The organism is Mesorhizobium sp. WSM4823, from assembly GCF_055811195.1.
Genome location: NZ_JBVVQL010000011.1, coordinates 174,471 through 200,515 on the forward strand (window position 1 = coordinate 174,471; position 26,045 = coordinate 200,515).

Genomic DNA, 26,045 nt, shown 5'->3' on the forward strand with positions numbered 1-26,045 from the left:
GGCTTGGAAAATTTTGGAAGCGGCTTCTTGAACGACGAAACGCCCATTCGCAGCGAGAGCGCTACGCCGGCCTTTGCGCCAGCGACGCCGATGATGGAGCAGTATATCGAGATTAAGGCGGCGAACCCGGATTCGCTGCTGTTCTACCGGATGGGCGATTTCTACGAGCTGTTCTTCGACGATGCCGAGAAGGCGAGCCGGTCGCTCGGCATTGTCCTGACCAAACGCGGCAAGCACCAGGGCCTCGATATCCCGATGTGCGGGGTGCCGGTGCATGCCGCCGACGATTACCTGCAGAAGCTGATCGGACAAGGGTTCCGCGTCGCCGTCTGCGAGCAGATCGAGGATCCGGCCGAGGCGAAGAAGCGCGGCGGCAAGTCGGTGGTGCGCCGCGACGTGGTGCGGCTGGTGACGCCCGGCACCATCACCGAGGACAAATTGCTGGCGCCGTCGGAATCGAGTTTCCTGATGGCGCTTGGCCGGGTGAAGGGCGGAGCGGAACAACATTCCTTTGCATTGGCCTGGATCGAGATCTCGACCGGCGCCTTCCGCGTTGCCGAGACCACCGCCGACCGGCTGCTCGCCGACGTCTTTCGCGTCGACCCGCGCGAGCTGATCGTCGCCGAGCCGGTGTTTTACGATCCCGAGCTGAAACCGGTGTTCGACGTGCTTGGCCGCGTCGCCAATCCGCAGCCGCCGAGCCTGTTCCACTCGGCGTCGGCCGCGGGCCGCATCGCCCGTTTCTTCGAGGTGGCGACGCCGGACAGTTTCGGCACGTTTTCGCGCGCCGAACTGTCGGCGATCTCGGGTGTCGTCGCCTATGTCGAAAAGACGCAGAAAGCCGAGCGGCCGCCGCTGTCGCGGCCCGAGCGCGAGGAGCAGGGCTCGACGCTGTTCATCGATCCGGCGACACGCGCCAATCTGGAACTGCTGCGCACCCTGTCAGGCAGCCGCGAGGGTTCGCTGTTCAAGGCAATCGACCGCACGGTGACCGGCGGCGGCGCGCGGCTGCTCGCCGACCGGCTGATGGCGCCGCTGACCGATCCGGCGGCAATTGGCGCAAGGCTGGATTCGGTGTCTTTCTTCCGGTCCGAGACACGCCTATGCCAGGCGGTGCGGGCGAGCCTGAAGAGTGTCGCTGATATGCCCCGCGCCCTGTCCCGGCTGGCGCTCAACCGCGGCGGCCCGCGCGATCTCGGCGCGCTGCGTGCCGGGTTCGAGGCAGCCCGCACTATTGCCGAACTGTTTGGAGCGACCGCCGTTCCACAAGAACTGGCGGCCGCACTGGCGGCGATCGAGGCGCTGCCGCGCCCGCTGGCCGAGCATCTGACGCAGGCTCTCGGCGACGAGCTGCCGCTGCTCAAGCGCGACGGCGGCTTCGTCCGCAGCGGCTACCACGCCGAACTCGACGAAATGCGGGCATTACGCGACGAGTCGCGAAAAGTAATCGCCGGGCTGGAGCGCTCGCTGATCGACGAGACCGGCATCCGCTCACTGAAAATCCGACACAACAATGTGCTCGGCTACTATATCGAGGTCACTGCCAACCACCATGCGATCATGACCGGCAGCGACGGGGCTAAGGCCCGCTTCATCCATCGGCAGACCATGGCCAACGCCATGCGCTTCACCACGACGGAACTGGCGGAGCTGGAAACGAAGATCGCCAATGCAGCCGACCGGGCGCTGGCGATAGAGCTCGCCGCCTTCGACAGGCTGACGGCGGAAGCGGTCGGCCAGGCGGACACGATCCGCGCCGGCGCCGAAGCGCTCGCGGTGCTCGACGTCTCGGCAGCACTTGCGCTGCTTTGCGAAAGCGAAGCTTGGTGCCGACCCGTGGTGGATGCGAGCCTCGCCTTCGCAATTTCGGGCGGGCGGCATCCAGTGGTGGAACAGTCGCTGCGGCGTTCGGGCGAAGGACCGTTCGTTGCCAACGATTGCGACCTGTCGCCGGAAGGTGATGCCAAAAACGGCGCGATATGGCTGCTGACCGGCCCCAATATGGGCGGCAAATCGACCTTCCTCAGGCAGAACGCGCTGATCGCCATCCTCGCCCAGACCGGCTCCTTCGTGCCGGCGGCATCAGCCCATATCGGTGTGGTCGACCGGCTGTTTTCGCGTGTCGGCGCCTCGGACGATCTGGCGCGCGGCCGCTCGACCTTCATGGTCGAGATGGTCGAGACGGCGGCGATCCTCAACCAGGCCGGCGAACGCGCGCTGGTGATCCTGGATGAAATCGGACGCGGCACCGCGACCTTCGACGGCCTGTCGATCGCCTGGGCGGCGGTCGAGTATCTGCACGAAAAGAACCGCTGCCGGGCGATCTTCGCCACCCATTTCCACGAGATGACGGCGCTGGCCAGCAAACTCGCCCGACTGCACAACGTCACCATGCGGGTCAAGGAATGGGAGGGCGACGTGGTCTTCCTGCACGAGGTCGGCAAGGGGGCCGCCGACCGCTCCTATGGCGTACAGGTGGCGCGCCTGGCCGGCCTGCCGGAAGCCGTGGTCGGCCGCGCCAGGGAGGTGCTGCACCAGCTCGAGGCCGGCGAGGTCTCGGGCAAGGCGAACCGGCTGGTCGACGACCTGCCGCTGTTTTCGGTGGCGCTGAAGCGGGAGACGCCGAAGCCGGCCAGGAACGATGCGCTGGGTGAGGCGCTCGGCGCGATCAACCCCGACGAAATGACGCCACGCGAGGCGCTGGAGGCGCTGTACCGGCTGAAGGGCATGGTAGGGAAGCCGTAGCACCACAGCCCGACCAGGGCGGACGAACTCGCCGAAGAGACAGTCTGCGCCATCCAGGGCGCGCGCTCACGCTGGGACGCGCTTTCGACGATACGGCGGTCTTCCCCCGCGCGCTGCAACGGGCGCGGGCGGCGCTCGGCCAGAGTCTTTTACAAGGGCTCGAAGCGGAAGGCTGTTTCGGTGCGGGAAACCATACCGACGCCCGGTGAATCGAGATGCGCTCCCGCGACGTAGCAGGCGTTGCCAGTTGCCATCGCCAGTATTTGCCGCCGGGTTGTCCTCGCCTGCTCCTGGTCGGCGTCGAATTCCCACGCGATCTCCGGGTGGTCGAATTGAAGCGATGGCACATGCACAATGTCGCCCCAGATCAATAGTGTTTCGCCGTCGCTCACAAGGCGAAAGCAGGTGTGGCCGACTTCATGGCCAGGGGTGGCGATCGTATCGACATGCGCATTAAGGCGCTGCCCAGGATCGAAGGGCCGGGCGCGACCGTGGAAACGCTCCAGCCTTGTCTCCTCGCGAAACATGCCAAGCTCAAGTCGCGGGACAAGCAGGCGTGAGAGTTGCGGGAAGCCGTCGCCACCGTCGGCAAGGATGAGCCCGTGGATATGGTCGAGATGGGTGTGGGTGAAGGCAACAGTGCGCACCCGCTCGACGGCGATCTTCGCCTCGCGCAGCGCCTTGGGCAGATGCCCCATTGTCGGGTGCCAGGCGTTCGAAGCCCCTGTGTCGATCAGCGTGATTTCGTCGCCGTCATCGATGGCAAAGGCGTTGACGGATAACCTGAGCGCGCCATCAATGAGTGAAACTTGCGACGGCAGGTTATCGCCGAATACAATGTTTCCAGGCTGGCGCAGTCGCCTTGTTGGCATGTCAACATAACCGTCGCGCAGCGACGTGACCGTCATATCCCCGATTTTGTATGCCGTGTGATGATGCCCAGCTGAAATTCGTTCCAATGCTCACTCTCTGTTCTTCTGAAAACCAGTTCCCACTTTCGGAATCTAGATCATCTCCAGCCCGCGCTTGCGGGTCGGCGGCGGGAAGGCGCGGTCGATGTCGGCGAAATCGTCCGGGGTGAGCCTGATATCGAGCGCAGCGACATTCTGGCGGACATGCTCTTGTTTGCTGGCCTTTGGAATGGCGATGACGCTTGGCTGTGCCATCACCCAGGCAAGTGCAATTTGCGCCGGCGTGGCATTGTGGCGGGCGGCGACGGCTTCGAGCTTGGCGTTGCGCGCCAATACGCCCTGATCGACCGGCGAATAGGCCATCAGCGGAATGCCGCGCTGCCGGCTCCAGGGCGCAAGGTCGAATTCGGGGCCGCGCTGGGTCAGATTGTAGAGGATCTGGTTGGTCTGGACGCTGTCGCCGGCCGGCAGGCTGACCAGTTCCTCCATCTCATGGGTGTCGAAATTGCTGACGCCCCAGTGGCGGATCTTGCCGGCCTTTTTCAATGCCTCGAAGGCCTCGACCGTTTCCGTCAGCGGCACGCTTCCGGGCCAATGCAGCAGATAAAGATCGATGCGGTCGGTGCGCAGATGCCTGAGGCTTCTCTCGCAGGCCGCCGGCACGCCGGTGCGCGAGGCGTTGGACGGCAGCACCTTGGAGACCAGGAACACCTCGTCGCGGCGCCCGGCAACGGCATCCGCTACCACCTCCTCGGCCCCGCCGCTGGCATACATTTCGGCGGTGTCGATCAGCGTCATGCCGAGATCGAGCCCGAGCTTCAGCGCGTTGACCTCATCGGCATGGCGGCTGAAATCCTCGCCCATTTTCCACGTGCCTTGACCGAGCACGGGAACGGTTTCGCCCGAGGGCAATGTGGTGGTTCTCATCATTGATGGCATGGCGCGCTCCAGTCGAGGCCCGATGGCAGCACAGCCTTCGGGAGAAATCCAGATGAAAGTCCTTCCCTGAAGTTCCCCGGCCCTGAATTTCCCCCGGACTGCCTGATGGCTACTTCACAGGATGGGCGGCAAGCCAATCCTGCATCTGCTTGATTTCGGCTTCCTGCGCCGCGATCACCGCTTCAGCCAGCTTGCGCATTTCCGGATCCTTGCCATTGGCGAGCTCGACTTTGGCCATATCGATCGCCGCCTGGTGATGCGGGATCATGCCGCGGGCGAAATCGACATCGGCATTACCGGAATGCTCGATTGCCATCATCGCGGTGTGCATCTTGTCCATCGCCGCCTTGTAGCCGTCGGTCGAGGGGCTTTGCGCGCTCATCGCACCCATGTCGTGCTTCATCTCCTGGGCTTGCGATGGAATGCTTTCGAGGAAAACGGCAAGCAGCATTCCCGCCGCCATCAGCAGCAGCACGATCTTCTTGGCCAAGGTCATTCATGATCTCCTTTTGAACGAATTCCTATCTGGGGATTTCGCTCAGAGTTTCAACGTCCTGAGCCGCAACGCGTTGGTGATGACCGAAACCGAGGACAGGCTCATCGCCGCCGCCGCCAGCATCGGCGACAACAGAGAGCCGGTGAGCGGATAGAACACGCCGGCGGCGACCGGCACGCCAAGCACGTTGTAAAGGAAGGCGAAGAACAGGTTCTGGCGGATGTTGCGGATCGTCGCCTGGGCGAGCGTGCGAGCCCGGACGATGCCGTTGAGATCGCCCTTGACCAGCGTAATCCCGGCGCTTTCGACCGCGACATCGGCGCCGGTTCCCATGGCGATGCCGACATCGGCGGCGGCCAGTGCCGGTGCGTCGTTGACGCCGTCACCGGCCATGGCGACGCCGGCGCCCCTGGCGCGCAGCTCCTCGACCAGCGCGCTCTTCTGTTCCGGCAGCAGGCCGGCACGCACCTCGTCGATGCCAAGTTTGCTGGCGATGGCTTTCGCCGTGCGTTCGTTGTCGCCGGTTGCCATGATGATCTTCAGGCCGCGCTCGTGCAGCGCCTTGATCGCCTCTGATGTCGTTGCCTTGATCGGGTCGGCGACGGCGACGATGCCGGCCAGTCCGTTGCCGACGGCGACGAACATCGCGGTCTTGCCCGCAGCCTGCAGCGCCTCGGCGCTGGTCGAGACGGACGCGATATCGATGCCGAGATCGGCCATCATCGCGGCGTTGCCGAGCGCGACCTTCTTTCCCGACACCGTGCCGGAAACGCCCTTGCCGGTGACCGCCTCGAAACCGTCGGCGTCGGGAATCTCCACCCCGCGTTCACGGGCACCTTCGACGATCGCCTCGGCCAGCGGATGCTCCGAGCCTTTTTCCAGGCCGGCGGCAAGTGCCAGCAGGTCATCTTCCGTCGTGCCCTCGGCAGCGACGACGTCGGTCAAGCTCGGCCGACCTTCGGTCAATGTGCCTGTTTTGTCGACGATCAGCGTGTCGACCGAGGCAAAGCGTTCGAGCGCCTCGGCGTCCTTGATCAGCACGCCGGCATGCGCGCCGCGCCCCGTGGCGGTCATGATCGACATCGGCGTGGCAAGCCCCAGCGCGCAGGGACAGGCAATGATCAGCACCGAGACCGCCGAGACGATGGCAAAGATCAGGCTGGGTTGCGGCCCGAAGATCGCCCAGGCGATGAACGCAACGATCGCAACCACCACGACGGCCGGGACGAAATAGAAGGAGACGCGGTCGGCCAGACCCTGGATCGGCGCGCGCGAACGCTGTGCCTTGGCGACGAGCTCGACGATCCGCGCCAGCGTGGTTTCGGCGCCGATCCTCTCGGCGCGCATGATCAGCGAACCGTTCTTGTTGAGCGTGCCGCCGGTGAGGGGGTCGCCTTCAGTCTTTTCGACCGGCAGAGGCTCGCCTGACAGCATCGATTCGTCGATGGAAGAGCGACCGTCCAGCACGATGCCGTCGACCGGCACGGCGTCACCCGGGCGGATGCGCAGGCGATCGCCGGCCTTGACCGTGTCGAGCGGCACGTCGTTTTCGGAACCGTCCTCGCCAATCAGCCGAGCGGTCTTCGGTGCGAGGTCGAGCAGCGCGCGAATCGCCGAGCCGGTTTTTTCACGGGCTCGCAATTCCAGCACCTGGCCGAGGAACACCAGTGCGACGATGACAGCGGCCGCCTCGAAATAGACCGGCACAGTGCCCTCATGGCCGCGGAACTGGTGCGGAAATATATCCGGGAACAGCGTGGCGACGACGCTGTAGAGATAGGCGGCACCAACGCCGAGCGAAATCAGCGTCCACATGTTGGGGCTGCGGTTGAGAACCGAATCCCAGCCGCGATGGAAGAAGGGAAAAGCGGCCCACAAGACAACCGGGCTCGCCAGCGCCAATTCCACCCAGATCTTCGCCGAATCCTCGATGAAGGCGCTAAACGTCACACCGAGCATCGGCGCCATGGCGAAGATCAGCAATGGCACGGACAACACGGCACTCACCCAGAAGCGCCTGGTGAAATCGACCAGTTCCGGGTTCGGGCCCTCATCACCTGATGGTACGCCCATCGGCTCCAGCGCCATGCCGCAGATCGGGCAGGCGCCAGGCTTGTCGCGGACGACTTCCGGATGCATCGGGCAGGTATATTGCGTGCCTTTCGGCATCACCTGCGGCAGCGGCCGATCGCCAAGATACTTTGCCGGCTCCGCCTCGAATTTCACCTTGCAGCCGGCGGAGCAGAAATAGAAACCCTGGCCTTCGTGCCGGGAAAAGTGCTTGGCGGTGGCGCGGTCGACATTCATGCCGCAGACCGGGTCGGTGGCGGTAAGGTACTTTTCCGGCTCGGCCGTGAATTTCGAACGGCAGCGCTCGCTGCAGAAATGATAGAGATGGCCGCCATGCTCGGCTGTCGGCTTGCCGGCGGCCGGATCGACGGTCATGCCGCAGACCGGATCGCGAACGACGGCGTCCGCGACGGACGGAGCAGCTTTCGCCGAGCAGCAGCCGCTATGCGCGTGATGGTCGTGGTCGGAATGGGTCATGCGGAAAGGCCTCTCTGTCTCGATCTTGAAACGGACGTAGTGCTTCCAGTGACTGGAAGGTCAAGGGCCAATTCTGTTTTTCTTGCCGAGCCGCGCGCCAACCGCCGGCAGAAAATCCCGCATCCAGTCGCCGCTGAATGTTATCGACGACTACCGCGGAGAGCGTGTCGGTCCGCCCCATACCCAGCGCCGCGAAAACGCGCTATAGACGCCGCCGAAACGGCACGGCACTTATGGCAAAGATCTCCCTGAAGCTTGATGAACTGATCGACGGCGAAGCCTTGCGCCGCGAGATGACCGCGCTGACCGCGGCCACGGCAGGCGACGGCTCCGGCAAGGTTGCGCGCGCCGGTGTTCTCCAGCTTCTCAAGGGCAGGCTAGCCGCCGGCCGCACCACCGCCGAAGGCATGCTGATGGACGATGGCAGCGGCACCGCTTGCGCCGCCCGGCTGTCGCATCTCATGGACGAAATCATCCGCGCGCTCTACGATTTCGCCGCCAGCCATGTCTATCGCGTCAAAAACCCGTCATCGGCCGAACGCATGGCCGTCGTCGCGGTCGGTGGCTATGGCCGCGGCACGCTGGCGCCGGGATCCGATATCGATCTCCTCTTCCTGCTGCCTTACAAGCAGACGCCATGGGGCGAGCAGATCGTCGAATACATGCTCTACATGCTGTGGGATCTGGGGCTGAAGGTCGGTCACGCCACCCGCAACATCGACGAATGCCTGCGGCAGTCGCGCACCGACATCACCATCCGCACCTCGATCCTTGAGGCGCGTTTCCTGTGGGGCGAGCAGAAGCTCTACGACGAGCTCATGCAGCGTTTCGACCGTGAGGTGGTGCGCACGACCGGGCCTGAATATGTGCAAGCCAAGCTTGCCGAACGCGACGAACGCCACGCCAAGGCCGGTGAAAGCCGCTATTTGGTCGAACCTAACGTCAAGGACGGCAAGGGCGGCCTGCGCGACCTGCAGACGCTGTTCTGGATCGGCAAGTATTTCTACCGGGTGCGTACCGGCGAGGAACTGGTCGACAAGGGCGTCTTCACCGGCACCGAATACCGGGAATTCCAGAAGGCCGAGGACTTCCTGTGGGCGGTGCGCTGCCACATGCATTTCCTCACCGGCAAGGCCGAGGAACGGCTGCATTTCGACATCCAGCGCGAGATCGCCGAACGGCTGGGCTACACCACGCATCCGGGCCTGTCAGCGGTCGAGCGCTTCATGAAGCACTACTTCCTCGTCGCCAAGGATGTCGGCGACCTCACTCGCATTTTCTGCGCTGCGCTCGAGGAAGAGCAGGCCAAGCATGTGCCTGGCTTCAACCGCATCTTCCTCACCTTCTCGCGCCGCAAGCGCAAACTTGCCGGCACGTCCGATTTCATTATCGACAACCATCGCATCAACATCGCCGACGACCAGGTGTTCGAGCGCGATCCGGTCAATCTCTTGAGGCTGTTCTGGTTCGCCGATAAGCACGGGTTGGAATTCCACCCCGATGCGCTGAAGCTGTTGACGCGTTCGCTCGGTCTCGTCGGCAAGGCGCTCCGACGCGACGAGGAGGCCAACCGGCTGTTCCTCGACATATTGACCTCGGACCGCAACGCCGAACTCAACCTTCGGCGCATGAACGAAGCGGGGCTTTTGGGAAAACTGATCCCGGATTTCGGCAAGATCGTCGCCATGATGCAGTTCTCGATGTACCACCACTATACGGTGGACGAGCATTTGATCCGCTGCATCGGCGTGCTGGCCGAGATCGAGCGCGGCGATGGTGAAAAGATCCATCCGCTCTCCCACACGCTGATGCCGGGGCTGAAGAAAAGCCGCGAGGCGCTTTATGTCGCGGTGCTGCTGCACGACATTGCCAAAGGGCGGCCGGAAGACCATTCCGAAGCGGGCGCCCGGATCGCGCGACGGATCTGCCCGCATATGGGACTGTCGGCGGCCGACACCGAAACGGTCGCCTGGCTGGTCGAGAACCATCTCGTCATGTCGATGACGGCGCAGACCCGCGATCTCAACGACCGCAAGACGATCGAGGACTTCGCCGCGATCGTGCAGTCGGTCGAACGGCTGAAGCTGCTGCTCGTCCTCACCATCTGCGATATCAGGGGTGTCGGGCCGGGCGTCTGGAACGGCTGGAAGGGGCAGTTGCTGCGCACGCTCTACTACGAGACCGAATTGCTTTTGACCGGCGGGTTTTCAGAGGTGTCGCGTGCGATGCGCACCGCGGCTGCCCGCGAAAAGCTGGCCGAGGCGCTCGCCGATTGGCCCGAAAAGGCCCGCAAGCGTTATGTCGGTCAGCACTACGAGAACTATCTGCTGACGGTCGATCTCGCCGACCAGCTTCGCCACGCCGAATTCATTCGCGAGGCGGATGCGGCGGGCAAGAAGCTCGCCACTATGATCAAGACCCACCAGTTCGAGGCGGTGACCGAAATCACCGTGCTGGCGCAGGACCATCCCCGCCTGCTTTCGGTCATTGCCGGCGCCTGTGTGGCGGCCGGCGGCAACATCGTCGATGCGCAGATCTTCACCACCTCCGATGGCCGTGCGCTGGACACTATCCTGATCTCGAGGGAGTTCGACCGCGACGAGGACGAGCGTCGCCGCGCCGAGCGCGTCGGCCGCCTGATCGAGGACGTGCTGTCGGGCAAGAGCTGGCTGCCGGAGATGATCGAAAAGCGCACCAAGCCGCGACGCGGCGCCAAGGTCTTCCGCATCCCGCCGCGCGCTGAAATCCGCAACACGCTGTCGAACCGGTTCTCGGTTATCGAGGTCGAGGGGCTGGACCGGCCGGGCCTGCTGTCCGAGATCACCGGAGCCTTATCCGACCTGTCGCTCGATATCGCCTCGGCGCACATCACCACCTTCGGCGAAAAGGTCATCGACACCTTCTATGTCACTGACCTGACTGGCCAGAAGATCGACAGTCCGACGCGCATGACCGCTATCCACAACAGGCTGATCGCGGCTCTCGAAGGCGCCGTGCCCGAGCGCGGCGGCAAGGCCAAGGCCGCCGCCGAGTGAACGCCGCCCTCGATATTTCCCAATCACGCAGGCACCCTCTGCACAAATGAGCCTTATCAAAAAATTCGCGACGGTCGCCTCCGGCACGCTGATGAGCCGCGCTCTCGGTTTTGTCCGTGAAATGCTGATGGCGGCGGCACTCGGCACCGGACCGATCGCCGACGCCTTCAACGCTGCCTTCCAGTTCCCCAACACCTTTCGCCGGCTGTTTGCCGAAGGCGCCTTCAATGCCGCCTTCGTGCCGCTCTTCGCCAAGGAAATCGAGACGCACGGCACCGATGGCGCCAAGCGCTTTTCCGAAGAGGTGTTCGGTGTGCTGTTCACGGCGCTGCTGGGGCTGACCATCGCCATGGAACTGGCGATGCCGCTGATCGTGCGCTACCTGGTGGCGCCGGGCTTTGCCGACACGCCGGGAAAGTTCGAGATGACGGTCGGGCTCGCGACCATCATGTTCCCCTACCTGATCTGCATGTCGCTCGGCGCCATGATGGCCGGCATGCTGAATTCTCTGCGCCGCTATTTCGCCGCCGCGGTGGCGCCGGTGTTCCTCAACGTCATCCTGATCGGCGTGCTCGCCTATGCCTGGCACCAGGGGTCGGATGCGCGCACTGTCGGCTTCGCGCTGGCCTGGGGCGTGCTGGCGGCGGGGCTGGTGCAACTGGCGATCGTCTGGGTTGCGGTGCGCCATGCCGGCATCTCGATCGGCTTCCGCCGGCCAAAGATGACGCCCAATGTCAGGCGGCTCTTGATCCTGGCGCTGCCGGCTGCGATCACCGGCGGCATCACCCAGATCAACCAGGTGATCGGCACGGCGATCGCCTCGGCGCAGGACAGTGCAGTGTCGTCGCTGGCTTACGCCGATCGCATCTATCAGCTGCCGCTCGGCGTCGTCGGGGTGGCCGTCGCCATTGTGCTTCTGCCCGAACTGTCGCGGGCGCTGAAGTCGGGCAATCTGGTCGAAGCGGCCAATCTGCAGAACCGATCGGTGGAGTTCACGCTATTCCTGACCTTGCCGGCGGCGGCGGCACTGCTGGTCATGTCGGAGCCGATCGTGGGGCTGGTCTACGAACGCGGGGCATTTGCCGCCAACGGCTCGACGCCGGTCGTGGCGGCGATCCTGGCGATCTTCGGCCTGGGCTTGCCGGCCTTCGTGCTGATCAAGGCGTTCACCCCCGGCTATTTCGCCCGCGAAGACACGCGCACGCCGATGATCTTCGCCGCCATCTCGGTGGCGGTGAACATCACCACCGCGCTGACGCTGTTCCCGTCGATGGGTGCGCCGGGCATCGCCGTCGCCTCGGCCGTCGCTGGCTGGGTCAATGCGCTGATGCTGCTCGGCGTGCTGATCCGGCGCGGCCATTGGGGCCGCGACGTGCCACTGATGAGACGCATTCCCCGGCTGGTGCTGTCGGCGGCGGTGATGGGGGCGGCGCTCTATTTTGCCGAGCACTGGTTCGCCGCCAGGCTTGCCTCGGGCTCGCCACTGATCATCAAGGCTACGACGCTTCTTGCGCTGGTCGCCGGCGGGGCATTGCTTTATTTCGTCACCGCCTTCGCCACCGGCGGCGCCGATTTCGGCATGATCCGGCGTAATATGGCGCGGAGGGGATCGCCGCCTGTCAGGGGACAGTCTCCAGATCCGTAAGCCGGAATTCGTCCGCCGTCGAAAGCATCGGAACGGCGTAGTAACGCGCGCAAGCGTAGTGGAAACAGTCCGCCATGTTCAGGCGAATAGCGTTGTTACGAAAGCGCGACGCGGCCTCAACGGACAGAGATGTTGCGTCCGGGGCAGGCGGAAGCTCCCGCAAGGCAATTGCCCGCTCTTCGAGAAAACGGCTGACAATCTTCAGGCTTAGGGCGACCGGTATGGCCAGCTTTTCCGGTCGCGAAAGCGCCATCGCGGCTTCCCAAACCGCGATCGCCGACGTGAATGGAGCCGACGCTTCCATGACCGCCTGCGCGCAGCGCTGGGCTTCGGCTTCGTCGCTCAGCACTGCGACGATAGCGGCTGCGTCGACAAACATCAGTCTTCGCCGGACAAATCGTCATAGACCGAGCGCGGCAGCGGGTTGCGCGCCTGCTCGCTCAACTCAATCCCGAACTCGGCCCGGAGCCGTGCCGCCGTCTCAAGCGGAGTCTCGCGATTACGCCGGCGCTCCAGAGCTTCACGCATGGCGATCACGATCGCCTCGGTGATGCCGACGCCCTCGACCTTCGCGAAGGCACGCGTCAGGCTGTCTGCTTCCTTGTTGTTGATGTTGATTGTCATTGGCACTTTGCCTTGTTGAGTAATGTAGCTAAAATTATGTAGCTACCTACATTATCGTGTCAACATGTCTGCGGCCGATTGTCGATTTCGACCGCCCCTCAACCCGAGGAAAGGGCTGGCCGCAAAGCTTGGCGCCCTCCCTTCACAACCAACTGTGGGTAGTTTGAGCTTGACAGGTGATGGCAGCTATGCTAGGAATTTATTCATGGTGCGGAGATGCGCCACGATCCGCCAGCGAAGCGGGTTTTTCGTTTCACGCTTCGGCGAACAGCACCTTCCGCGGCGTTTTTGCCAAGCTGAGTCCGAGGCCCTGCGTCTATCCGGCAGCCTCTTGATCCTCTCCTCGCTCTCGTCCATAAGCGCGCCGTCGAAAGACTTTCGCCGCGCGCGAAACGGCCCTCCACAAGCCATGAGGACATCATGCCCGCCTTTGAGCCACTCGCCTTCAAGCCACTCGTCTTTTCCGGCGTCCAACCGACCGGCAATCTGCATCTCGGCAACTATCTCGGCGCTATCAAGAAATTCGTCGCCCTGCAGGACACCTCCGATTGCATCTATTGCGTCGTCGACCTGCATTCGCTGACTGCGCAGCTCGTGCATGAGGATCTAGCGGACCAGACGCGCGCGATCACCGCGGCGTTTCTCGCCTCCGGCATCGACCCGACGAAGCACATCGTCTTCAACCAGTCGCGGGTCATGCAGCACGCCGAGCTTGCCTGGATCTTCAACTGCGTGGCGCGCATTGGCTGGATGAACCGGATGACGCAGTTCAAGGACAAGGCCGGCAAGGACCGCGAGAACGCTTCGCTCGGGCTGCTTGCCTATCCGAGCCTGATGGCAGCCGATATTCTGCTCTATCGCGCCACCCACGTGCCTGTAGGCGAGGACCAGAAGCAGCATCTGGAGCTGACACGCGACATCGCGCAGAAATTCAACAACGACTTTTCGGACCGCATCGCCGGCCTTGGCGTCGGCGTCGAGATGAAGGTCGGTGAGGAGACGGTGAACGGCTATTTTCCGCTGACCGAGCCGATCATCGGCGGACCGGCGGCGCGCATCATGTCGCTGCGCGACGGCTCGAAGAAAATGTCGAAGTCGGATCCGTCGGACCTGTCGCGCATCAATCTAACCGACGATGCCGACACCATCTCGAAGAAGATCCGCAAGGCCAAGACCGACCCCGAGGCATTGCCCGGAGAATTGGACGGCCTTGCCGGCCGGCCCGAAGCGGAAAACCTCGTCGGCATCTATGCGGGTCTCGCCGAGATATCGAAAGAGGCGGTGCTGAAAGAGTTCGGCGGCCAACAGTTTTCGGTATTCAAGCCGGCGCTGGCCGACCTTGCCGTGGAAAAACTGGCGCCGGTCGCCGGTGAAATGCGCCGCATTTCCGACGACCGCGCCTATGTCGACGCGGTGCTCAGGGATGGCGGCGAGCGCGCCGGCGCCTTGGCCGAGGCGACGATGAAGACCGTGCGCGACATCATCGGCCTGCTGCAAGGCTAATCTGCACCAACATCGCTGCACCCGCCGGTCGCTTGCGGCCGGGCTGTGGCGGTGGCAGATTGCGACCGAAATTATCGAAGGTAGAATATGGTCTCCAAACGCCTCAGCCGCGAAGCCGGCCATCGCCGCAAATTCCTGGCGATCATCGACGACACGCCCGAATGCGAGCGAGCCGTCGTCTACGCCTCGAAGCGCGCGCAGAGCACCAGCGGCGTGCTGGTGCTGCTCTATGTGATCGAGCCGGACGATTTCCAGCATTGGCTGGGTGTCGAGAAGATCATGCGCGAGGAGGCTATGGCGACGGCTCGCGCGGCCCTCGACAGCTATGCCAACAAGGTGCGCCAGAAGCTCGGCATCGAGCCGGAACTGGTGGTGCGCGAAGGCAAGCCGACGGAAGAGATCCACAAATTGATCGAGGAGGACCAGGATATTGCCATCCTCGTGCTGGCGGCTGGCGCCGGCAAGGAGGGGCCGGGGCCGCTGGTCGGCGCGGTCGCCGGCAAGGGCGCCGCCTTCCCTATCCCGGTGACTGTGGTGCCGCAGAACCTGTCCGACGAGGAGATCGACAGCCTAGCCTGAGATGTGCCGATATTCAGGTGAGGTCGGCCTGACCTGAATCTCGACACATCTCAAAGCTTTTAGGGCGCTAGCAAAAACATTCCGCCCCAGCCATTCCGGCGATGCGTTTCGCTTGAATGTCCAGCCGATAAGGCCTATTTAGAATTATTCCAAACTATCTGCCCAAATGGGCACGGAGATATCCATGTTCATCCAGACCGAATCGACGCCAAATCCGGCGACATTGAAGTTCCTGCCCGGCAAGGAAGTGCTTGTCGAAGGCACGGCTGATTTCCGCGATGCCGACAGCGCCGCCACAGCGTCGCCGCTGGCCGGCCGGCTGTTCGAGATCCCGGGCGTCACCGGCGTCTTTTTCGGCTATGATTTCGTCACCGTGACCAAGGACGGTCCCGACTGGCAGCATCTGAAGCCGGCGATCCTCGGCGCCATCATGGAACACTTCATGTCCGGCGCACCTGTCATGGCCAAGGCCGGTCCCGCCGCCGAGACCAGCCAGACCGGCGAGTTCTACGACAAGGCCGATGAGGAATTGGTCATCACCATCAAGGAACTGCTCGACACGCGGGTGCGCCCGGCCGTCGCGCAGGACGGTGGCGACATCACCTTCCGGGGCTTCGAAAACGGCACCGTGTTCCTGCACATGAAAGGCGCCTGCGCCGGCTGCCCATCCTCGACGGCGACGCTGAAGCACGGCATCCAGAACCTGCTCCGGCATTTTGTGCCCGAGGTTCAGCAGGTCGAACAGGTCTCTTAAGGCTCCATTCGCCTTCTCGCGACAACAAAAAACCGGGCCGAATTGCCCGGTTTTCTGTTTTTGGACGTCAGTTGTTGCCTAGACGGTCCGCGTATGAGCTCTAGAGAACGATAACCTTGGCGCCGACCGAGGTGCGGTCGTAAAGGTCGATAATATCCTGGTTCATCAGCCGGATGCAGCCCGACGACATCGCCTTGCCGATCGAGTTCCACTCCGGGCTGCCATGCAGGCGGTATCCCGAATCGCCGCCCCTATTGAACAGATAGAGAGCCCGCGCGCCGAGTGGGTTGGTCAATCCCGGCTCCATGCCGCCGGCAAACTTGGCGAGTTCCGGCTGGCGCTTGATCATCGCCGAAGGCGGCGTCCAGGTCGGCCATTCGCGCTTAACGGCGATACGGGCGGTGCCGCGCCATTCAAAACCTTCGCGGCCGACGCCGATGCCGTAACGCATCGCCTCGCCGCCGCCCATGACGTAATAGAGAAACTTGTTCTGCGTATCGACGACGATGGTGCCCGGTTTTTCATCCGTGTCGTAGTTGACCACCTGCCGGCGGTACTTGGACGGCACCTTCTCGATCGGAATGCGCGGCAGTCGATAGCCAGCATCGGTCATCGCACCATAGTTATTGGTGAAGATCTGCGAGCCGATGGTGCTGCAACCAGCGATGGCGGCCGACAGCGCAACTGCGGCGACGATTGCAAATGGCTTCATGCGCATGAAAAGGTCCGATGCCCCGCCCGAAATAGAGCGGCTCGAGACGGCCGCTTTGTCACCATCATTCATGCTGGCATTTGCTTTGCTTGCCAAGCGCGCGATGCCTATATGCAGGGGCTTACATGACGGTAAGTCCGCAACTGTGGCTTTTCGGCAACGTCTATCATAAGATTATGTAGCAAATTCAATGGGGCGGCTGACTTCCCTGTGCCGTGCGCGCAATCTTCCATCGACGACTGCCGCCAGCTGATGGCGCTCTACAGGACCGCAGCCGCGCCAGCCAATGACGTGCGCGAGATCGCCGCCGCGCACGTGACGGCAATCGAGGAGAAGGTGCGCGAGCTGCAGTCGATGCACTCGACCTTGCAGAAGCCGCGAACGGGCGGGGCTTACGACCCGGGCGGGCGATACCGGATCGACTTTGCCTTGCCAAGCGCTTGCATCGTCTCTTCGACGCTTAGGAGAACGGTGGTCTCATGCGAGCTGAGCGCCCCGCCCGCACCGATAGCCAGCATGACAGATGCCATCGAGACATTGTCTGGGGCCTCCCACAGATTCCAGCCATCGTGCTCTCCGAAGGCGTACCAGAACCCGTGCAGCTTTCCGCCCGCCGATTCGATGTAGGAACGGGCCGCCTCGCGGCGATCCTCAGGGTTTTCGATCAAGCGCGCCCAGGTTTCGGGCGTATAGCTGAATTTCGTAAGATACATCGGCATGGTTCGTCTCCTCCCAGAGCTGCCCCCAACTGACGTAGTAAAGCGCCCGATACAGGGAGAAGGCGAGTCGTTTCCGGGGCGTAGTACCGCTGGCTTAGTTGCGGGGCCGCTAATGGAGGTGCTCCACTGGCTCTCTTCAGGGAGTAAGGCCAATGGCAGCGTATCTCATTGCTGATGTGGACATAACCGATGCCGCCGTTTTCGAGGAATACCGCCGGGATGTACCAGCAACCGAAGCGCGCTTTGGAGGAAGGTACATCGCTCGCGGCGGAGCCACCAAGGTGCTGGAAGGCGATTGGGAACCTCATCGCTTGGTCATCGTCGAATTCCCGGACATGGCTTCGCTCATGGCGTGGTACGACTCTCCAGAATATAGCCGGCTCAAAGCTATCCGCGAACGCTGCGCAAAGACGAGGATCATTGCTCTGGAGGGCGTGATCCCCGCCGGTTGAAGGCCGGGTTGTCGGCCGAGATAATCGCCCAGAGAAAGGCCGTCCGGGCGTCGACAGGTTGACTAAGCGCTGATGGATTAGGCATAGAGGCATCGGTCTGCAAAACCGATGTAGTGGGTTCAATTCCACTCAGGCCTCCAACCAGCCCACTGGCGCCGATCTGTTCCGATGTAATCGATTATGTCCGTTGGGTTTGTCAGCCAGATAATCGCCAAACAAAGCCACACACTTCACAGAGTCAAGTGGACAAGTTCCGGGAGACTGCCCGGGAACTGGAGGCGGACCAGAAGCCTTGATCGCGTATTGAAGAAGGTGGTGAGGCGCCGCTGCCAAAAGACAGCAAGACGCCAAAAAAGGCTGATTGATTTATCCAGCGCCTAGGCCAAGCCTGACGCGCACTTCCTCATCTATGGACTGCAAAGCAGCGCCAAGTTTTCCATCAAGATCGTCTAGGCCTCGATAGGCTTCCTTACGATCTCGGATCACAAGGACAACTAGCAGCCTTTCGCGTAGGACATGGTAGATGATTCTATGATCATGACCGGCTTTGACGCGAAAGAAGTCAGGATGACCCTGTATCTTCTCTACTCCCCGTGGTCGAGGAACCTTTTGCAATTTTTCTAAAGTATCAAAAACTAACCCTTGAACGTCACGGGCAAGCTTCCTTATCTCCCGCCGGGCGGCGGGAGAGAACACAACTTCGAGATCGTCCAAAGGAGGCCTCCCCCCGGGTTATTGGAGTCAGTCAAATCCCAACTCCTTTTTAATCTGTGACATTGGCGTTCCTCCCGACTTTAAGAATTCCTTCAACGCTTTACGTGCTTTTGCAGTGTCGTTTTTCGCTTCTAGTTCCGCAAGCGATTCTAGAAGCTCCATTGAGATAATAGCGACGGTCTTGGAGTGCTTCCTGACTACGACCGGGCTACCATGGTATGCTGCGTCAAATACCTCCGAAAATCTGCTACGGGCCTCCGACGCCGAAATTTCCCGCATGGTTACAGGCATGATCGCTCCTTCTTGATTTCGTACAAGATGTACGTTTTGTACAACTTGATGTCAAGAGTGCGACCAAAACGGAAACAATACGTAAACACCTGCGTCATCGGGAGAATATGGGGCAAGGCGCACTGGTCCCGTCAAACGTAATGTAGTCGCTGGTATATCTACAAACACTAAATATAGTGCAAACAGACAATTTATTCCAGTCCGACAGTTCTCCCTTTGCCTCAGATCAAGGCATGCGCTTGCAACCTCGCGACGGGTCGCGAACGCGGGCAAAACGCACAAAATCCGGGTAAAAGACCGGGCTCAGGACTTCCGGTCGCGCTCTCAACAGGAACGCATAGCATATAAAAGGCGACTCGTTTTGCGCCGTCAAGGGTTCGTTTTAGTGTTGCCTAAAATGTGGGTACCAGGGGCAGAAAGTACAGCGCGCTCTATCTCCCCTTATGAAGGGGATCGCCATTCCCCTACCGCTTGTCTAGTGAATTATCATGAGGGTGGCTTGAACAGGCCCGCCGCAACCGTCCCAACGACGCCTAGTACACTAACTGCCGTCGCACCAACAATCGCGGTCAAAACGATGTCCGGCAGATCAAACCCACCAATATGGTAGGCGTCAAAAAACAATACTGACATGGCAAAGACAAAATATACCCAAAGGAAGTCTATAATATTTTGACCATATTTTTCGCGAAGCCCAATGAGCATCCACTCATTGCGGACACCCGCAAGCTTCCGCTCAAAATCAAGATCGACGACTTCAGCTATATCCTTTTGGTCGGGTGTCTTTTCCGCCTTTACTGCGGGAACGCCCTTGCCGATTCGGCTTAATAAGTTTTCAAGGTCGGCATCAGCCATCTGTAATCCCGACGAAATACTCTTTAATCAACTTGTCGGGGATCGGAATGTTACGTTTCCCAGGGACGTATACCACGTCCCACGGTGACCCGTCTTCGTGAGTAAGCGCAGACAGTTGGAACCCTTCAAATCCGCCGTACTCTTCCCACACCTTGTCGATGAGTCTCGCCTCTTTGGTGGAGAGAAGTTCCTCCACCACGTCACCGCGAATGTGAGGCATCGCGGCCCAATTGTTCTCGCAGATATAATCGGAGACAGACCCGCTGCCGTACTTCTTGATGGCGTCATACAGCTCTGGGAATACCGGCCCCCAATCCCACGCCTCGATCTTATCCCTGATTAATTTCTTATCGAAGAGCGCAAGAGAGAACCCGTGCGCCAAATAGCAAAGCTTCTGAAGCTGCATTGGCGTCAACGACTCTTCTTCCTTGGCCGCACGGGCAAGAAATTCGTTCGCTATCCCTAGAACGGAATGAGCAGGACGGGGCAGAGGGGCCATGATGCTCCAACGGTTTCGCCAACCGCGAAACGCCGCCAGAACATAGTGATTCTCATGCCGGATGTCATCAATGCTCTTGACAGGCACGACCCACCTCACAATTCGAGTTTATCAAACATATAACCGCCCCTCAAAAACAGGTTCAAACCGTGAACAGAATCTGGCATGGTGCCTCCATGCCAATCATCTCGCCTGTACCCCTCAACCCCCTGATCGACGGACGCCAGTCGGAGCGCGCGATGCTCGTGCGGCGCGGCGTGCAGCGGCTGCTCAAGGAAATGGGCGCGCATGTGCTGCCCGAGCTGTCGCTGGCGACCGGGCGCCGCGCCGACCTCGTCGCGCTGACCCGGCAGGGCGACATCTGGATCATCGAGATCAAATCCTCGATCGAGGATTTCAGGGTCGACCGCAAATGGCCTGACTACCGGCTGCACTCCGACCGCTTCTTCTTCGCCACCCATCCCGGCGTGCCCTCAGAGATCTTTCCGCAGGAATGCGGTTTCATCCTCTCCGACGGCTACGGCGCCGAAATCCTGCGCGATGCGCCCGAGCACCGCATGGCGGCGGCGACGCGCAAGGCGCTGATGCTGAGAATCGCGCGGGCCGGCGCATCGCGGCTGCTCGCGGCGGAACTCGCAGGGGTCTCGGTGCCGGCGCTGGAGGGCGAGAGCGAGTAATTCTCGACGTTGGTGCCGCTCCTTTAGCTGCCGGCAGCGGCTGGCTTTCGCAGACCTAGGTTCCTCGCCCCACGAAGTAGGGAGAGGTGGCCCGGCGAAGCCGGGATGGAGAGGGGTCTTCGCGGCGTCCGGAGTTCGTTGTTTCGAGGGGCTCCTGATGAGCCAATCTTGTACCCCTTTAACGGGTTCTGGTTTCGCGAGCGCCGTCCCCTCTCCGTCCCGGCTGCGCCGGGCCACCTCTCCCCCGCTTCGCGGGGGCGAGGAACCCAAGAGCTGCAAGCCGCTCTACTCTTCGTCCTCGTCCGACCCGTTCGCAGCCGGCGCTACCAGCAGCACGGCGGCGCCGAGGATTGCGGCGATGAAGGATCCGGCAAGGATGCCGACTTTCACCGCGTCCTGCAGCTCGACGTTACTGGCGAAGGCGAGCAGGCCGATGAACAGGCTCATGGTGAAGCCGATGCCGCAGAGCAGCGAAATACCGACCATGTGCAGCCAGCCGGCATTGACCGGCAGATCGGCAAGGCCGAGCCGGATGGCAAGCGCCGAAGAGCCGAATACGCCGACCAGCTTGCCGGCGACGAGGCCAGCGGCGACGCCCAGCGTCAGCGGCTCGACCAGAGCGGCAGCACTCAGGCCGGCCAGCGAAACGCCGGCGTTGGCAAAGCCGAAGATCGGGATGATGAAGAAAGGCACGATGTTGTGCAGCCCGTGCTCGAGCCGGTGCAGCGGCGAATGGTCGAGATCATGGCTGATGCCGGGAGAGACCTTCAAGGGTATGGTTAAGGCCAGCGCCACGCCGGCGAGCGTGGCATGGACGCCTGACTTCAGCACCAGCACCCACAGAACGGCACCAAGCACGAGATAGGGCAGCAGCGTCAGCACGTTCATGCGGTTTAGCACGATGAGCACGGCGATGACGGCGAAGGCCGCGCCGAGATAGGCGAGCGACAGGCCGCTTGTGTAGAACACCGCGATGATGATGACGGCGCCAAGGTCGTCGATGATGGCAAGCGCGGTGAGGAATACTTTCAGCGACCCCGGCACGCGGCTGCCGAGCAGCGACAGCACGCCAAGCGCAAAGGCGATGTCGGTGGCGGTCGGGATCGCCCAGCCGGACAGAGCGGCTGGGTCGTTGCGGTTGATGGCGACATAGACAAGCGCCGGCACCAGCATGCCGCCGGCGGCGGCGACGCCGGGCAGGACGCGCCGCGGCCACGTCGAGAGCTGTCCGTCAAGCATCTCGCGCTTGATCTCCAGGCCGACCAACAGGAAAAAGACGGCCATCAGGCCATCATTGATCCAATGCGATACGCTGAGCGGTCCCAGATAGGCGTGAAGGGCGGCGAAATAGGTTTCGGCCAGCGGCGAATTGGCGACGATCAGGGCAAGTGCTGCCGCCACCATCAGGATGATGCCGCCGGCCGCCTCGCTGTCGAGGAATTCGCGAAAAATGGAGATCGGCCGCTGTTTGTCGTCCTGCATGTCGCCTCCGCCATGTCCCCGGTCGGACGGAATCACTTTGCGGGATGATGCGCAGGCGTTGCTGGCGACGCAAGGCGCTTAGTTTCCTCGATTCGTATAGAGTTCACATTGGCAGACCGCATGCCTCGGAGATTGGCCGAAACGCCCATCACTTCGTCATCCTATGGCGGAGTAAGGAGCGACGCGACGCCGCGCTGACCATAGGATCCATGCCGGGGCTTCAGAGCGCTGCTACGGTACAGAGTTCTGCTCCGTTGCGCTCCGCGGCTGACATCACGGCATGGATCCTTGGGTCTTTGCTCCGCTTCGCGTCGCTACGCCCAAGGATGACGAAGCCGGGTTTAGCGCGGCGCTCGCTTGGCGAGTATCCGCTGCAGCGTGCGGCGGTGCATGTTGAGCCGGCGCGCGGTCTCGGAGACGTTGCGGTCGCACATTTCGTAGACTCGCTGGATGTGCTCCCAGCGCACGCGGTCGGCCGACATCGGATTTTCGGGCGGTGCGGCGCGTTCGCCCGCAGTGCGGGTAAGGGCTGCGAAAACGTCGTCGGCGTCGGCCGGCTTCGACAGGTAGTCGACGGCGCCAAGCTTCACCGCCGTTACCGCGGTGGCGATATTGCCATAGCCGGTGAGGATAATGGTGCGGGCGTCGTCGCGCTTCTCGCGGATGGCGGCCACGACATCGAGGCCATTGCCGTCGGCGAGCCGCATGTCGACAACCGCGTAGGCCGGCGGGTTGGCGCGCGCCTTGGCCACGGCTTCCTCGACGCTCTCGGCCGTCTCGACCACGAAGCCCCTGGTTTCCATGGCACGGGCAAGCCGCGTGAGAAACGGCTTGTCGTCGTCGACGATCAACAGCGAGGTGTCGTCGCCCTCAACCATTGCGCCAATCGTTTCGTCGCTGCTCATCGTCATAAAATTCCTGCTGCCTGATTTTTACGCAGATATAGTTTCGGAGCGCCATTGTCCAATTCACGCCGTGTCAAACATGGTGGCCGAAGCCGATTCAGGATTGAGGAAGACGCTGCGCGGCCACGATATCTGCACGACGGCGCCCTCGCCCGGCTCGTTTGAGTTGCGGAAATCGAGCGTTGCGCCCGAGCGTTCCAGCAAGGTCTTGGCGATGAAAAGCCCCAGTCCCAGGCCGCCGCCGGCCTCGGTGCCCTGGCGCGTCGACATGTAGGGTTCGCCGATGCGGTCGATGATTTCGGGAGGGAAGCCCGGGCCGTCATCGATGATCGAGAAGGTGACAGTGGCCTCGTTCCAGCTCCAGCGCACGGTGACGGTCTTGCGGGCGAAATCGACGGCATTCTCGACCAGATTGCCGAGGCCGTAGATGACACCGGGATTGCGCCGTCCTACCGGTTCGGGGCCGATGCGCTCGCCGGGGCGAAGCTTGATCGAGATGCCGAAATCGCGGTGCGGGGCCGTCACCTCCTCGACCAGCGAGGTCAGCGGCAAACGCGAGAGATGCGCCTCACCCTCGGACGACAGGCTGGTCAGCCGCTTGAGGATTTCGCGGCAACGCTCGCTCTGCGAGCGCAGCAGCGTCACGTCCTCGCCGTATTTCGGATCGTTGCGGAGCGCCTTCTCCATCTCCTTGGCGACAAGGGCGATGGTGGCAAGCGGCGTGCCCAGCTCATGCGCGGCGGCGGCGGCGAGACCGTCCAGTGCAGATAGATGCTGCTCGCGCTGCAGCACCAGTTCGGTGGCGGCAAGCGCGTTGGCGAGCAGGCGAGCTTCCTCGGCCACGCGGAAGGCGTAGATCGCAGTGAAGGCGATCGAGGAAAAGACCGCCATCCATATGCCGGCGACATAAATGAACGGCATCTCCAGGGGCGCGCCCTCATACCAGGGCAGCGGCATATGGAAGAAGACCAGCAAGGTTGCCGCCACCATCACCAGCGCGCCAAGGATGGCGGTCAGGCGCAGCGGCAGCGACGTCGCCGAGATGACCACGGGCACGGTGACCAGCACCGAAAACGGATTGGTGAGGCCGCCGGTCACGTAGAGCAGGCCGGCAAGCTGCAGGCTGTCGATGGTCAGGATGGCAAAAGCCGGCAGCGGCGTGAGCCGATGCGCCGCCGGATAACGGAAGGTCAGCAGCAGGTTCATCCAGGCCGAACAGGCGATCAGCGCGAAGCAGAGGCTGACCGGCAGCGGAAATTTCAGCCCATAGGCAACGACGAGAACCGCCAGGCTCTGGCCGACAATGGCAAGCCAGCGCAGCCTGATCAGCGTGTTGAGGCGCAGCCGCTGGCTTTGCTGGAAGTCGGGCGCCTGCAGGATGTTTATCATGGTCAAGGATTATAGCCGGGAAAGGACATGGTCCAGTTCTTCCGCATAGAGGATTTGCCTCTGATTGAGCCTGAAGGGACTGCGGACGGTCGCTGCTGATCCAGCGGCCAATCTCCGACGTTGGCGATTAGCCGTCAGCCACCATGCCTTCGTCATCCTAGGGCGGAGCGAACGCGAAGCGGAGCGCAGACCCTAGGATCCATTCCGTGACATCAGCCGAAGAATGCAGCGGCTGAGAATGGTGCCCGTTTCACAACTGCGCCAACTACCCTTCAGCTTGTCATCACCATCTGCTTTGCCCATCGGTGCGAAGAAGCACTCGGTTCTGGTCCGTCTTTGTGTGCCACAGATGTCACGGCATGGATCCTAGGGTCTCCGCGACGTCGCTTCGCTCCTGCTCCGCCCTAGATGACGAAGGGACGGGAGGATTCGGCTATTCTCGAAGGTTTGCGATGCTGCATCAACTACCGCGCGGTTTGGCGCGGCTGGTGGCAGCGGCGAGAAGCGGGTTCTCCGGCCAGACGTGCTTGGGGTAGCGGCCGCGCATGTCGGCCCGCACGTCGGCCCAGGAGCCGCGCCAGAAGCCGGGCAGGTCGCGGGTCGTCTGGATCGGCCGGTGCGCCGGCGACAAAAGCTCAAGCGTCAGCGGCACGGTGCCATTCGCAATCGAAGGGTGTCGGTCGAGACCGAATAGTTCCTGGACGCGGATCGCCAGCACCGGCCATTCGCCATCATAGCGGATCGGCACGCGGCTGCCCGACGGCGCGTCGAAATGGGTTGGCGCCAGCGCCTCGATCCGGCGCTGGAGATCGTGCGGCACCAATGCCATGAGGCCGGCCGAAAGCACGCCCTGGTCGATCGCAGCAAAGGACGCCGCGCCGGAAAGAAACGGCAGCAGCCAGTCATCGAGACTGTCGATGAGCGCCGCGTCGGAAACATCGGGCCAAGGCGCGCCGAGGCCGCGATGCAGCCAGGACAGGCGCTGGCGCAGCATCTCCGCTTCCTTGCCCCACGGCAAAAGCGACAGCCCGTATTCGCGCACGGCGTCGAGGATAGCGCGATCCGCGTCAGCACCTGACGGAGCCGGCAGCATGCGTTCGGATAGGGTGATGGCGCCGAGGCGAACGGTTTCGCGCACGCGCACCGCGCGCCTGTCACGGTCAAAGCTCGTTTCGCGGCTTGTCTCGATCTTGTCGGCGAGCGAAGCGCGAATGTCGGTCTCGTCTATCGCCGCTGCTGCCGTGATGCGGGCATTCTGCGCCTTGCCGTGCAGATCGGCGACGACGAGCCAGGTTTCGCCTGCCAGGGGATCAGCGGTGTCGAGCATGGCGCCCGAGCCGTTGGCCAGCACGAAACGGCCGCGCTCGCCGCGTGCCCTGGCGACGCGGTCCGGCCAGGCATGGATGAGAAGGGCGCCAGCGCTACCCTCCCCCTTGAGGGGAGGGTCGATCCGCGAAGCGGAGCGGGGTGGGGTCGGATCGGGCACGCCATCGGCGGGGGGGGGGGGGGGGGGGGGGGGGGGGGGGGGGGGGGGGGGGGGGGGGGGGGGGGGGGGGGGGGGGCGGGGGCGGG

24 protein-coding genes and 1 pseudogene are annotated in these 26,045 nt (G+C 62.6%); 9 read left to right on the forward strand and 16 right to left on the reverse strand.

Features of this window, described 5'->3' with window-relative positions; translation table 11 throughout:
- Positions 1 to 27 precede the first annotated feature (27 nt).
- Positions 28 to 2,745 (forward strand): DNA mismatch repair protein MutS, encoded by a 2,718-nt coding sequence (mutS, locus tag AC0L26_RS24160; RefSeq protein ID WP_473634838.1) that lies wholly within the window; start codon positions 28 to 30, stop codon positions 2,743 to 2,745.
- A gap of 149 nt (positions 2,746 to 2,894) precedes the next feature.
- On the opposite strand, the gene AC0L26_RS24165 is transcribed toward mutS, so the two are convergent.
- From AC0L26_RS24165 to AC0L26_RS24180, 4 genes are all read right to left on the reverse strand, one after another.
- Positions 2,895 to 3,617 (reverse strand): MBL fold metallo-hydrolase, encoded by a 723-nt coding sequence (locus tag AC0L26_RS24165; protein ID WP_473634839.1) that lies wholly within the window; start codon positions 3,615 to 3,617, stop codon positions 2,895 to 2,897.
- A 132-nt stretch (positions 3,618 to 3,749) separates the two neighbouring features.
- Positions 3,750 to 4,595 carry an aldo/keto reductase gene (locus tag AC0L26_RS24170; protein WP_473634840.1) on the reverse strand — a complete coding sequence of 282 codons (846 nt, stop codon included), beginning with the start codon at positions 4,593 to 4,595 and terminating at the stop codon, positions 3,750 to 3,752.
- A 109-nt stretch (positions 4,596 to 4,704) separates the two neighbouring features.
- The gene (copM, locus tag AC0L26_RS24175) at positions 4,705 to 5,091 is read right to left on the reverse strand and encodes a CopM family metallochaperone (protein WP_473634841.1); all 387 of its coding nucleotides are present in this window, start codon (positions 5,089 to 5,091) and stop codon (positions 4,705 to 4,707) included.
- A gap of 42 nt (positions 5,092 to 5,133) precedes the next feature.
- Positions 5,134 to 7,638, reverse strand: coding sequence for a heavy metal translocating P-type ATPase (locus AC0L26_RS24180; protein WP_473634842.1), 2,505 nt, complete (start codon positions 7,636 to 7,638; stop codon positions 5,134 to 5,136).
- Between the two features lie 233 nt (positions 7,639 to 7,871).
- Between AC0L26_RS24180 and AC0L26_RS24185 the strand changes: the two genes are divergently transcribed.
- Positions 7,872 to 10,673, forward strand: a complete 2,802-nt coding sequence (locus AC0L26_RS24185; protein WP_473634843.1) for a [protein-PII] uridylyltransferase — start codon at positions 7,872 to 7,874, stop codon at positions 10,671 to 10,673.
- Positions 10,674 to 10,719: 46 nt separating this feature from the next.
- Positions 10,720 to 12,318, forward strand: coding sequence for a murein biosynthesis integral membrane protein MurJ (gene murJ, locus AC0L26_RS24190; protein ID WP_473634844.1), 1,599 nt, complete (start codon positions 10,720 to 10,722; stop codon positions 12,316 to 12,318).
- Here murJ and AC0L26_RS24195 read toward each other — a convergent pair.
- Positions 12,293 to 12,697, reverse strand: coding sequence for a type II toxin-antitoxin system VapC family toxin (locus AC0L26_RS24195; protein ID WP_473634845.1), 405 nt, complete (start codon positions 12,695 to 12,697; stop codon positions 12,293 to 12,295). The two genes, murJ and AC0L26_RS24195, sit on opposite strands and share 26 nt — an antisense overlap.
- Positions 12,697 to 12,942 carry a type II toxin-antitoxin system VapB family antitoxin gene (locus tag AC0L26_RS24200; RefSeq protein WP_473634846.1) on the reverse strand — a complete coding sequence of 82 codons (246 nt, stop codon included), beginning with the start codon at positions 12,940 to 12,942 and terminating at the stop codon, positions 12,697 to 12,699. The genes AC0L26_RS24195 and AC0L26_RS24200 overlap by 1 nt, the downstream gene beginning before the upstream one ends.
- 420 nt (positions 12,943 to 13,362) lie before the next feature.
- On the opposite strand from AC0L26_RS24200, the gene trpS reads away from it, so the two are divergent.
- The 3 genes from trpS to AC0L26_RS24215 all read left to right on the forward strand — a co-directional run bounded on the left by trpS (position 13,363) and on the right by AC0L26_RS24215 (position 15,778).
- A complete protein-coding gene (gene trpS / locus AC0L26_RS24205) occupies positions 13,363 to 14,445 on the forward strand; it encodes a tryptophan--tRNA ligase (protein ID WP_473634847.1) in 1,083 nt (360 codons plus the stop codon).
- A gap of 87 nt (positions 14,446 to 14,532) precedes the next feature.
- Positions 14,533 to 15,024, forward strand: a complete 492-nt coding sequence (locus AC0L26_RS24210; protein WP_354489316.1) for a universal stress protein — start codon at positions 14,533 to 14,535, stop codon at positions 15,022 to 15,024.
- Positions 15,025 to 15,208: 184 nt separating this feature from the next.
- Complete coding sequence (locus tag AC0L26_RS24215; RefSeq protein WP_095493837.1) at positions 15,209 to 15,778, forward strand: NifU family protein; 570 nt, start codon at positions 15,209 to 15,211, stop codon at positions 15,776 to 15,778.
- A gap of 100 nt (positions 15,779 to 15,878) precedes the next feature.
- Here the strand turns inward: AC0L26_RS24215 and AC0L26_RS24220 are convergent, their stop codons facing one another.
- Complete coding sequence (locus tag AC0L26_RS24220; protein WP_473634848.1) at positions 15,879 to 16,496, reverse strand: L,D-transpeptidase; 618 nt, start codon at positions 16,494 to 16,496, stop codon at positions 15,879 to 15,881.
- 246 nt (positions 16,497 to 16,742) lie between these two features.
- Between AC0L26_RS24220 and AC0L26_RS24225 the strand changes: the two are divergent.
- Positions 16,743 to 16,802 (forward strand): annotated as a pseudogene (locus AC0L26_RS24225) (hypothetical protein); the annotation flags it as partial.
- An 80-nt stretch (positions 16,803 to 16,882) separates the two neighbouring features.
- On the opposite strand, the gene AC0L26_RS24230 reads toward AC0L26_RS24225, so the two are convergent.
- On the reverse strand, positions 16,883 to 17,209 hold the full coding sequence (locus tag AC0L26_RS24230; protein WP_473634849.1) for a GYD domain-containing protein: 327 nt from the start codon (positions 17,207 to 17,209) through the stop codon (positions 16,883 to 16,885).
- Positions 17,210 to 17,361: 152 nt separating this feature from the next.
- On the opposite strand from AC0L26_RS24230, the gene AC0L26_RS24235 reads away from it, so the two are divergent.
- Positions 17,362 to 17,661: a DUF1330 domain-containing protein gene (locus AC0L26_RS24235; protein WP_473634850.1), complete on the forward strand. Its 300-nt coding sequence runs from the start codon at positions 17,362 to 17,364 to the stop codon at positions 17,659 to 17,661.
- Positions 17,662 to 18,027: 366 nt separating this feature from the next.
- Here AC0L26_RS24235 and AC0L26_RS24240 read toward each other — a convergent pair whose 3' ends face one another.
- The 4 genes from AC0L26_RS24240 to AC0L26_RS24255 form a co-directional block, all read right to left on the reverse strand.
- Positions 18,028 to 18,375, reverse strand: coding sequence for a type II toxin-antitoxin system RelE family toxin (locus AC0L26_RS24240; protein ID WP_473634851.1), 348 nt, complete (start codon positions 18,373 to 18,375; stop codon positions 18,028 to 18,030).
- A 27-nt stretch (positions 18,376 to 18,402) separates the two neighbouring features.
- Entirely contained in the window at positions 18,403 to 18,666 is a 264-nt protein-coding gene (locus AC0L26_RS24245; protein WP_473634852.1) for a type II toxin-antitoxin system Phd/YefM family antitoxin, read from the reverse strand.
- A 486-nt stretch (positions 18,667 to 19,152) separates the two neighbouring features.
- The gene (locus AC0L26_RS24250) at positions 19,153 to 19,521 is read right to left on the reverse strand and encodes a hypothetical protein (protein WP_473634853.1); all 369 of its coding nucleotides are present in this window, start codon (positions 19,519 to 19,521) and stop codon (positions 19,153 to 19,155) included.
- Positions 19,514 to 20,107: a Panacea domain-containing protein gene (locus tag AC0L26_RS24255; RefSeq protein WP_473634854.1), complete on the reverse strand. Its 594-nt coding sequence runs from the start codon at positions 20,105 to 20,107 to the stop codon at positions 19,514 to 19,516. The genes AC0L26_RS24250 and AC0L26_RS24255 overlap by 8 nt, the downstream gene beginning before the upstream one ends.
- A gap of 89 nt (positions 20,108 to 20,196) precedes the next feature.
- On the opposite strand from AC0L26_RS24255, the gene AC0L26_RS24260 reads away from it, so the two are divergent.
- On the forward strand, positions 20,197 to 20,697 hold the full coding sequence (locus AC0L26_RS24260) for an MmcB family DNA repair protein (protein ID WP_095484288.1): 501 nt from the start codon (positions 20,197 to 20,199) through the stop codon (positions 20,695 to 20,697).
- Between the two features lie 285 nt (positions 20,698 to 20,982).
- On the opposite strand, the gene nhaA is transcribed toward AC0L26_RS24260, so the two are convergent.
- From nhaA to AC0L26_RS24280, 4 genes are all read right to left on the reverse strand, one after another.
- A complete protein-coding gene (gene nhaA, locus AC0L26_RS24265; RefSeq protein WP_473634855.1) occupies positions 20,983 to 22,179 on the reverse strand; it encodes a Na+/H+ antiporter NhaA in 1,197 nt (398 codons plus the stop codon).
- 341 nt (positions 22,180 to 22,520) lie between these two features.
- Entirely contained in the window at positions 22,521 to 23,084 is a 564-nt protein-coding gene (locus tag AC0L26_RS24270; RefSeq protein WP_473634856.1) for an ActR/PrrA/RegA family redox response regulator transcription factor, read from the reverse strand.
- A 63-nt stretch (positions 23,085 to 23,147) separates the two neighbouring features.
- On the reverse strand, positions 23,148 to 24,473 hold the full coding sequence (locus tag AC0L26_RS24275; RefSeq protein ID WP_473634863.1) for an ActS/PrrB/RegB family redox-sensitive histidine kinase: 1,326 nt from the start codon (positions 24,471 to 24,473) through the stop codon (positions 23,148 to 23,150).
- 460 nt (positions 24,474 to 24,933) lie between these two features.
- Positions 24,934 to 26,045: ATP-dependent helicase C-terminal domain-containing protein (locus AC0L26_RS24280; protein WP_473634857.1), on the reverse strand; the 1,112-nt coding region annotated here is incomplete at its 5' end.

Bases quoted from the DNA above. Each gene is read 5' to 3' on its own strand.
- AC0L26_RS24165 (WP_473634839.1), bottom strand. From the start codon at position 3,617: ATGCCAACAAGGCGACTGCGCCAGCCTGGAAACATTGTATTCGGCGAT.
- AC0L26_RS24170 (WP_473634840.1), bottom strand. From the start codon at position 4,595: ATGCCATCAATGATGAGAACCACCACATTGCCCTCGGGCGAAACCGTT.
- copM (WP_473634841.1), bottom strand. From the start codon at position 5,091: ATGACCTTGGCCAAGAAGATCGTGCTGCTGCTGATGGCGGCGGGAATG.
- AC0L26_RS24180 (WP_473634842.1), bottom strand. From the start codon at position 7,638: ATGACCCATTCCGACCACGACCATCACGCGCATAGCGGCTGCTGCTCG.
- AC0L26_RS24185 (WP_473634843.1), top strand. From the start codon at position 7,872: ATGGCAAAGATCTCCCTGAAGCTTGATGAACTGATCGACGGCGAAGCC.
- murJ (WP_473634844.1), top strand. From the start codon at position 10,720: ATGAGCCTTATCAAAAAATTCGCGACGGTCGCCTCCGGCACGCTGATG.
- AC0L26_RS24195 (WP_473634845.1), bottom strand. From the start codon at position 12,697: ATGTTTGTCGACGCAGCCGCTATCGTCGCAGTGCTGAGCGACGAAGCC.
- AC0L26_RS24200 (WP_473634846.1), bottom strand. From the start codon at position 12,942: ATGACAATCAACATCAACAACAAGGAAGCAGACAGCCTGACGCGTGCC.
- trpS (WP_473634847.1), top strand. From the start codon at position 13,363: ATGCCCGCCTTTGAGCCACTCGCCTTCAAGCCACTCGTCTTTTCCGGC.
- AC0L26_RS24210 (WP_354489316.1), top strand. From the start codon at position 14,533: ATGGTCTCCAAACGCCTCAGCCGCGAAGCCGGCCATCGCCGCAAATTC.
- AC0L26_RS24215 (WP_095493837.1), top strand. From the start codon at position 15,209: ATGTTCATCCAGACCGAATCGACGCCAAATCCGGCGACATTGAAGTTC.
- AC0L26_RS24220 (WP_473634848.1), bottom strand. From the start codon at position 16,496: ATGCGCATGAAGCCATTTGCAATCGTCGCCGCAGTTGCGCTGTCGGCC.
- AC0L26_RS24230 (WP_473634849.1), bottom strand. From the start codon at position 17,209: ATGCCGATGTATCTTACGAAATTCAGCTATACGCCCGAAACCTGGGCG.
- AC0L26_RS24235 (WP_473634850.1), top strand. From the start codon at position 17,362: ATGGCAGCGTATCTCATTGCTGATGTGGACATAACCGATGCCGCCGTT.
- AC0L26_RS24245 (WP_473634852.1), bottom strand. From the start codon at position 18,666: ATGCCTGTAACCATGCGGGAAATTTCGGCGTCGGAGGCCCGTAGCAGA.
- AC0L26_RS24250 (WP_473634853.1), bottom strand. From the start codon at position 19,521: ATGGCTGATGCCGACCTTGAAAACTTATTAAGCCGAATCGGCAAGGGC.
- AC0L26_RS24260 (WP_095484288.1), top strand. From the start codon at position 20,197: ATGCCAATCATCTCGCCTGTACCCCTCAACCCCCTGATCGACGGACGC.
- nhaA (WP_473634855.1), bottom strand. From the start codon at position 22,179: ATGCAGGACGACAAACAGCGGCCGATCTCCATTTTTCGCGAATTCCTC.
- AC0L26_RS24270 (WP_473634856.1), bottom strand. From the start codon at position 23,084: ATGAGCAGCGACGAAACGATTGGCGCAATGGTTGAGGGCGACGACACC.
- AC0L26_RS24275 (WP_473634863.1), bottom strand. From the start codon at position 24,473: ATGATAAACATCCTGCAGGCGCCCGACTTCCAGCAAAGCCAGCGGCTG.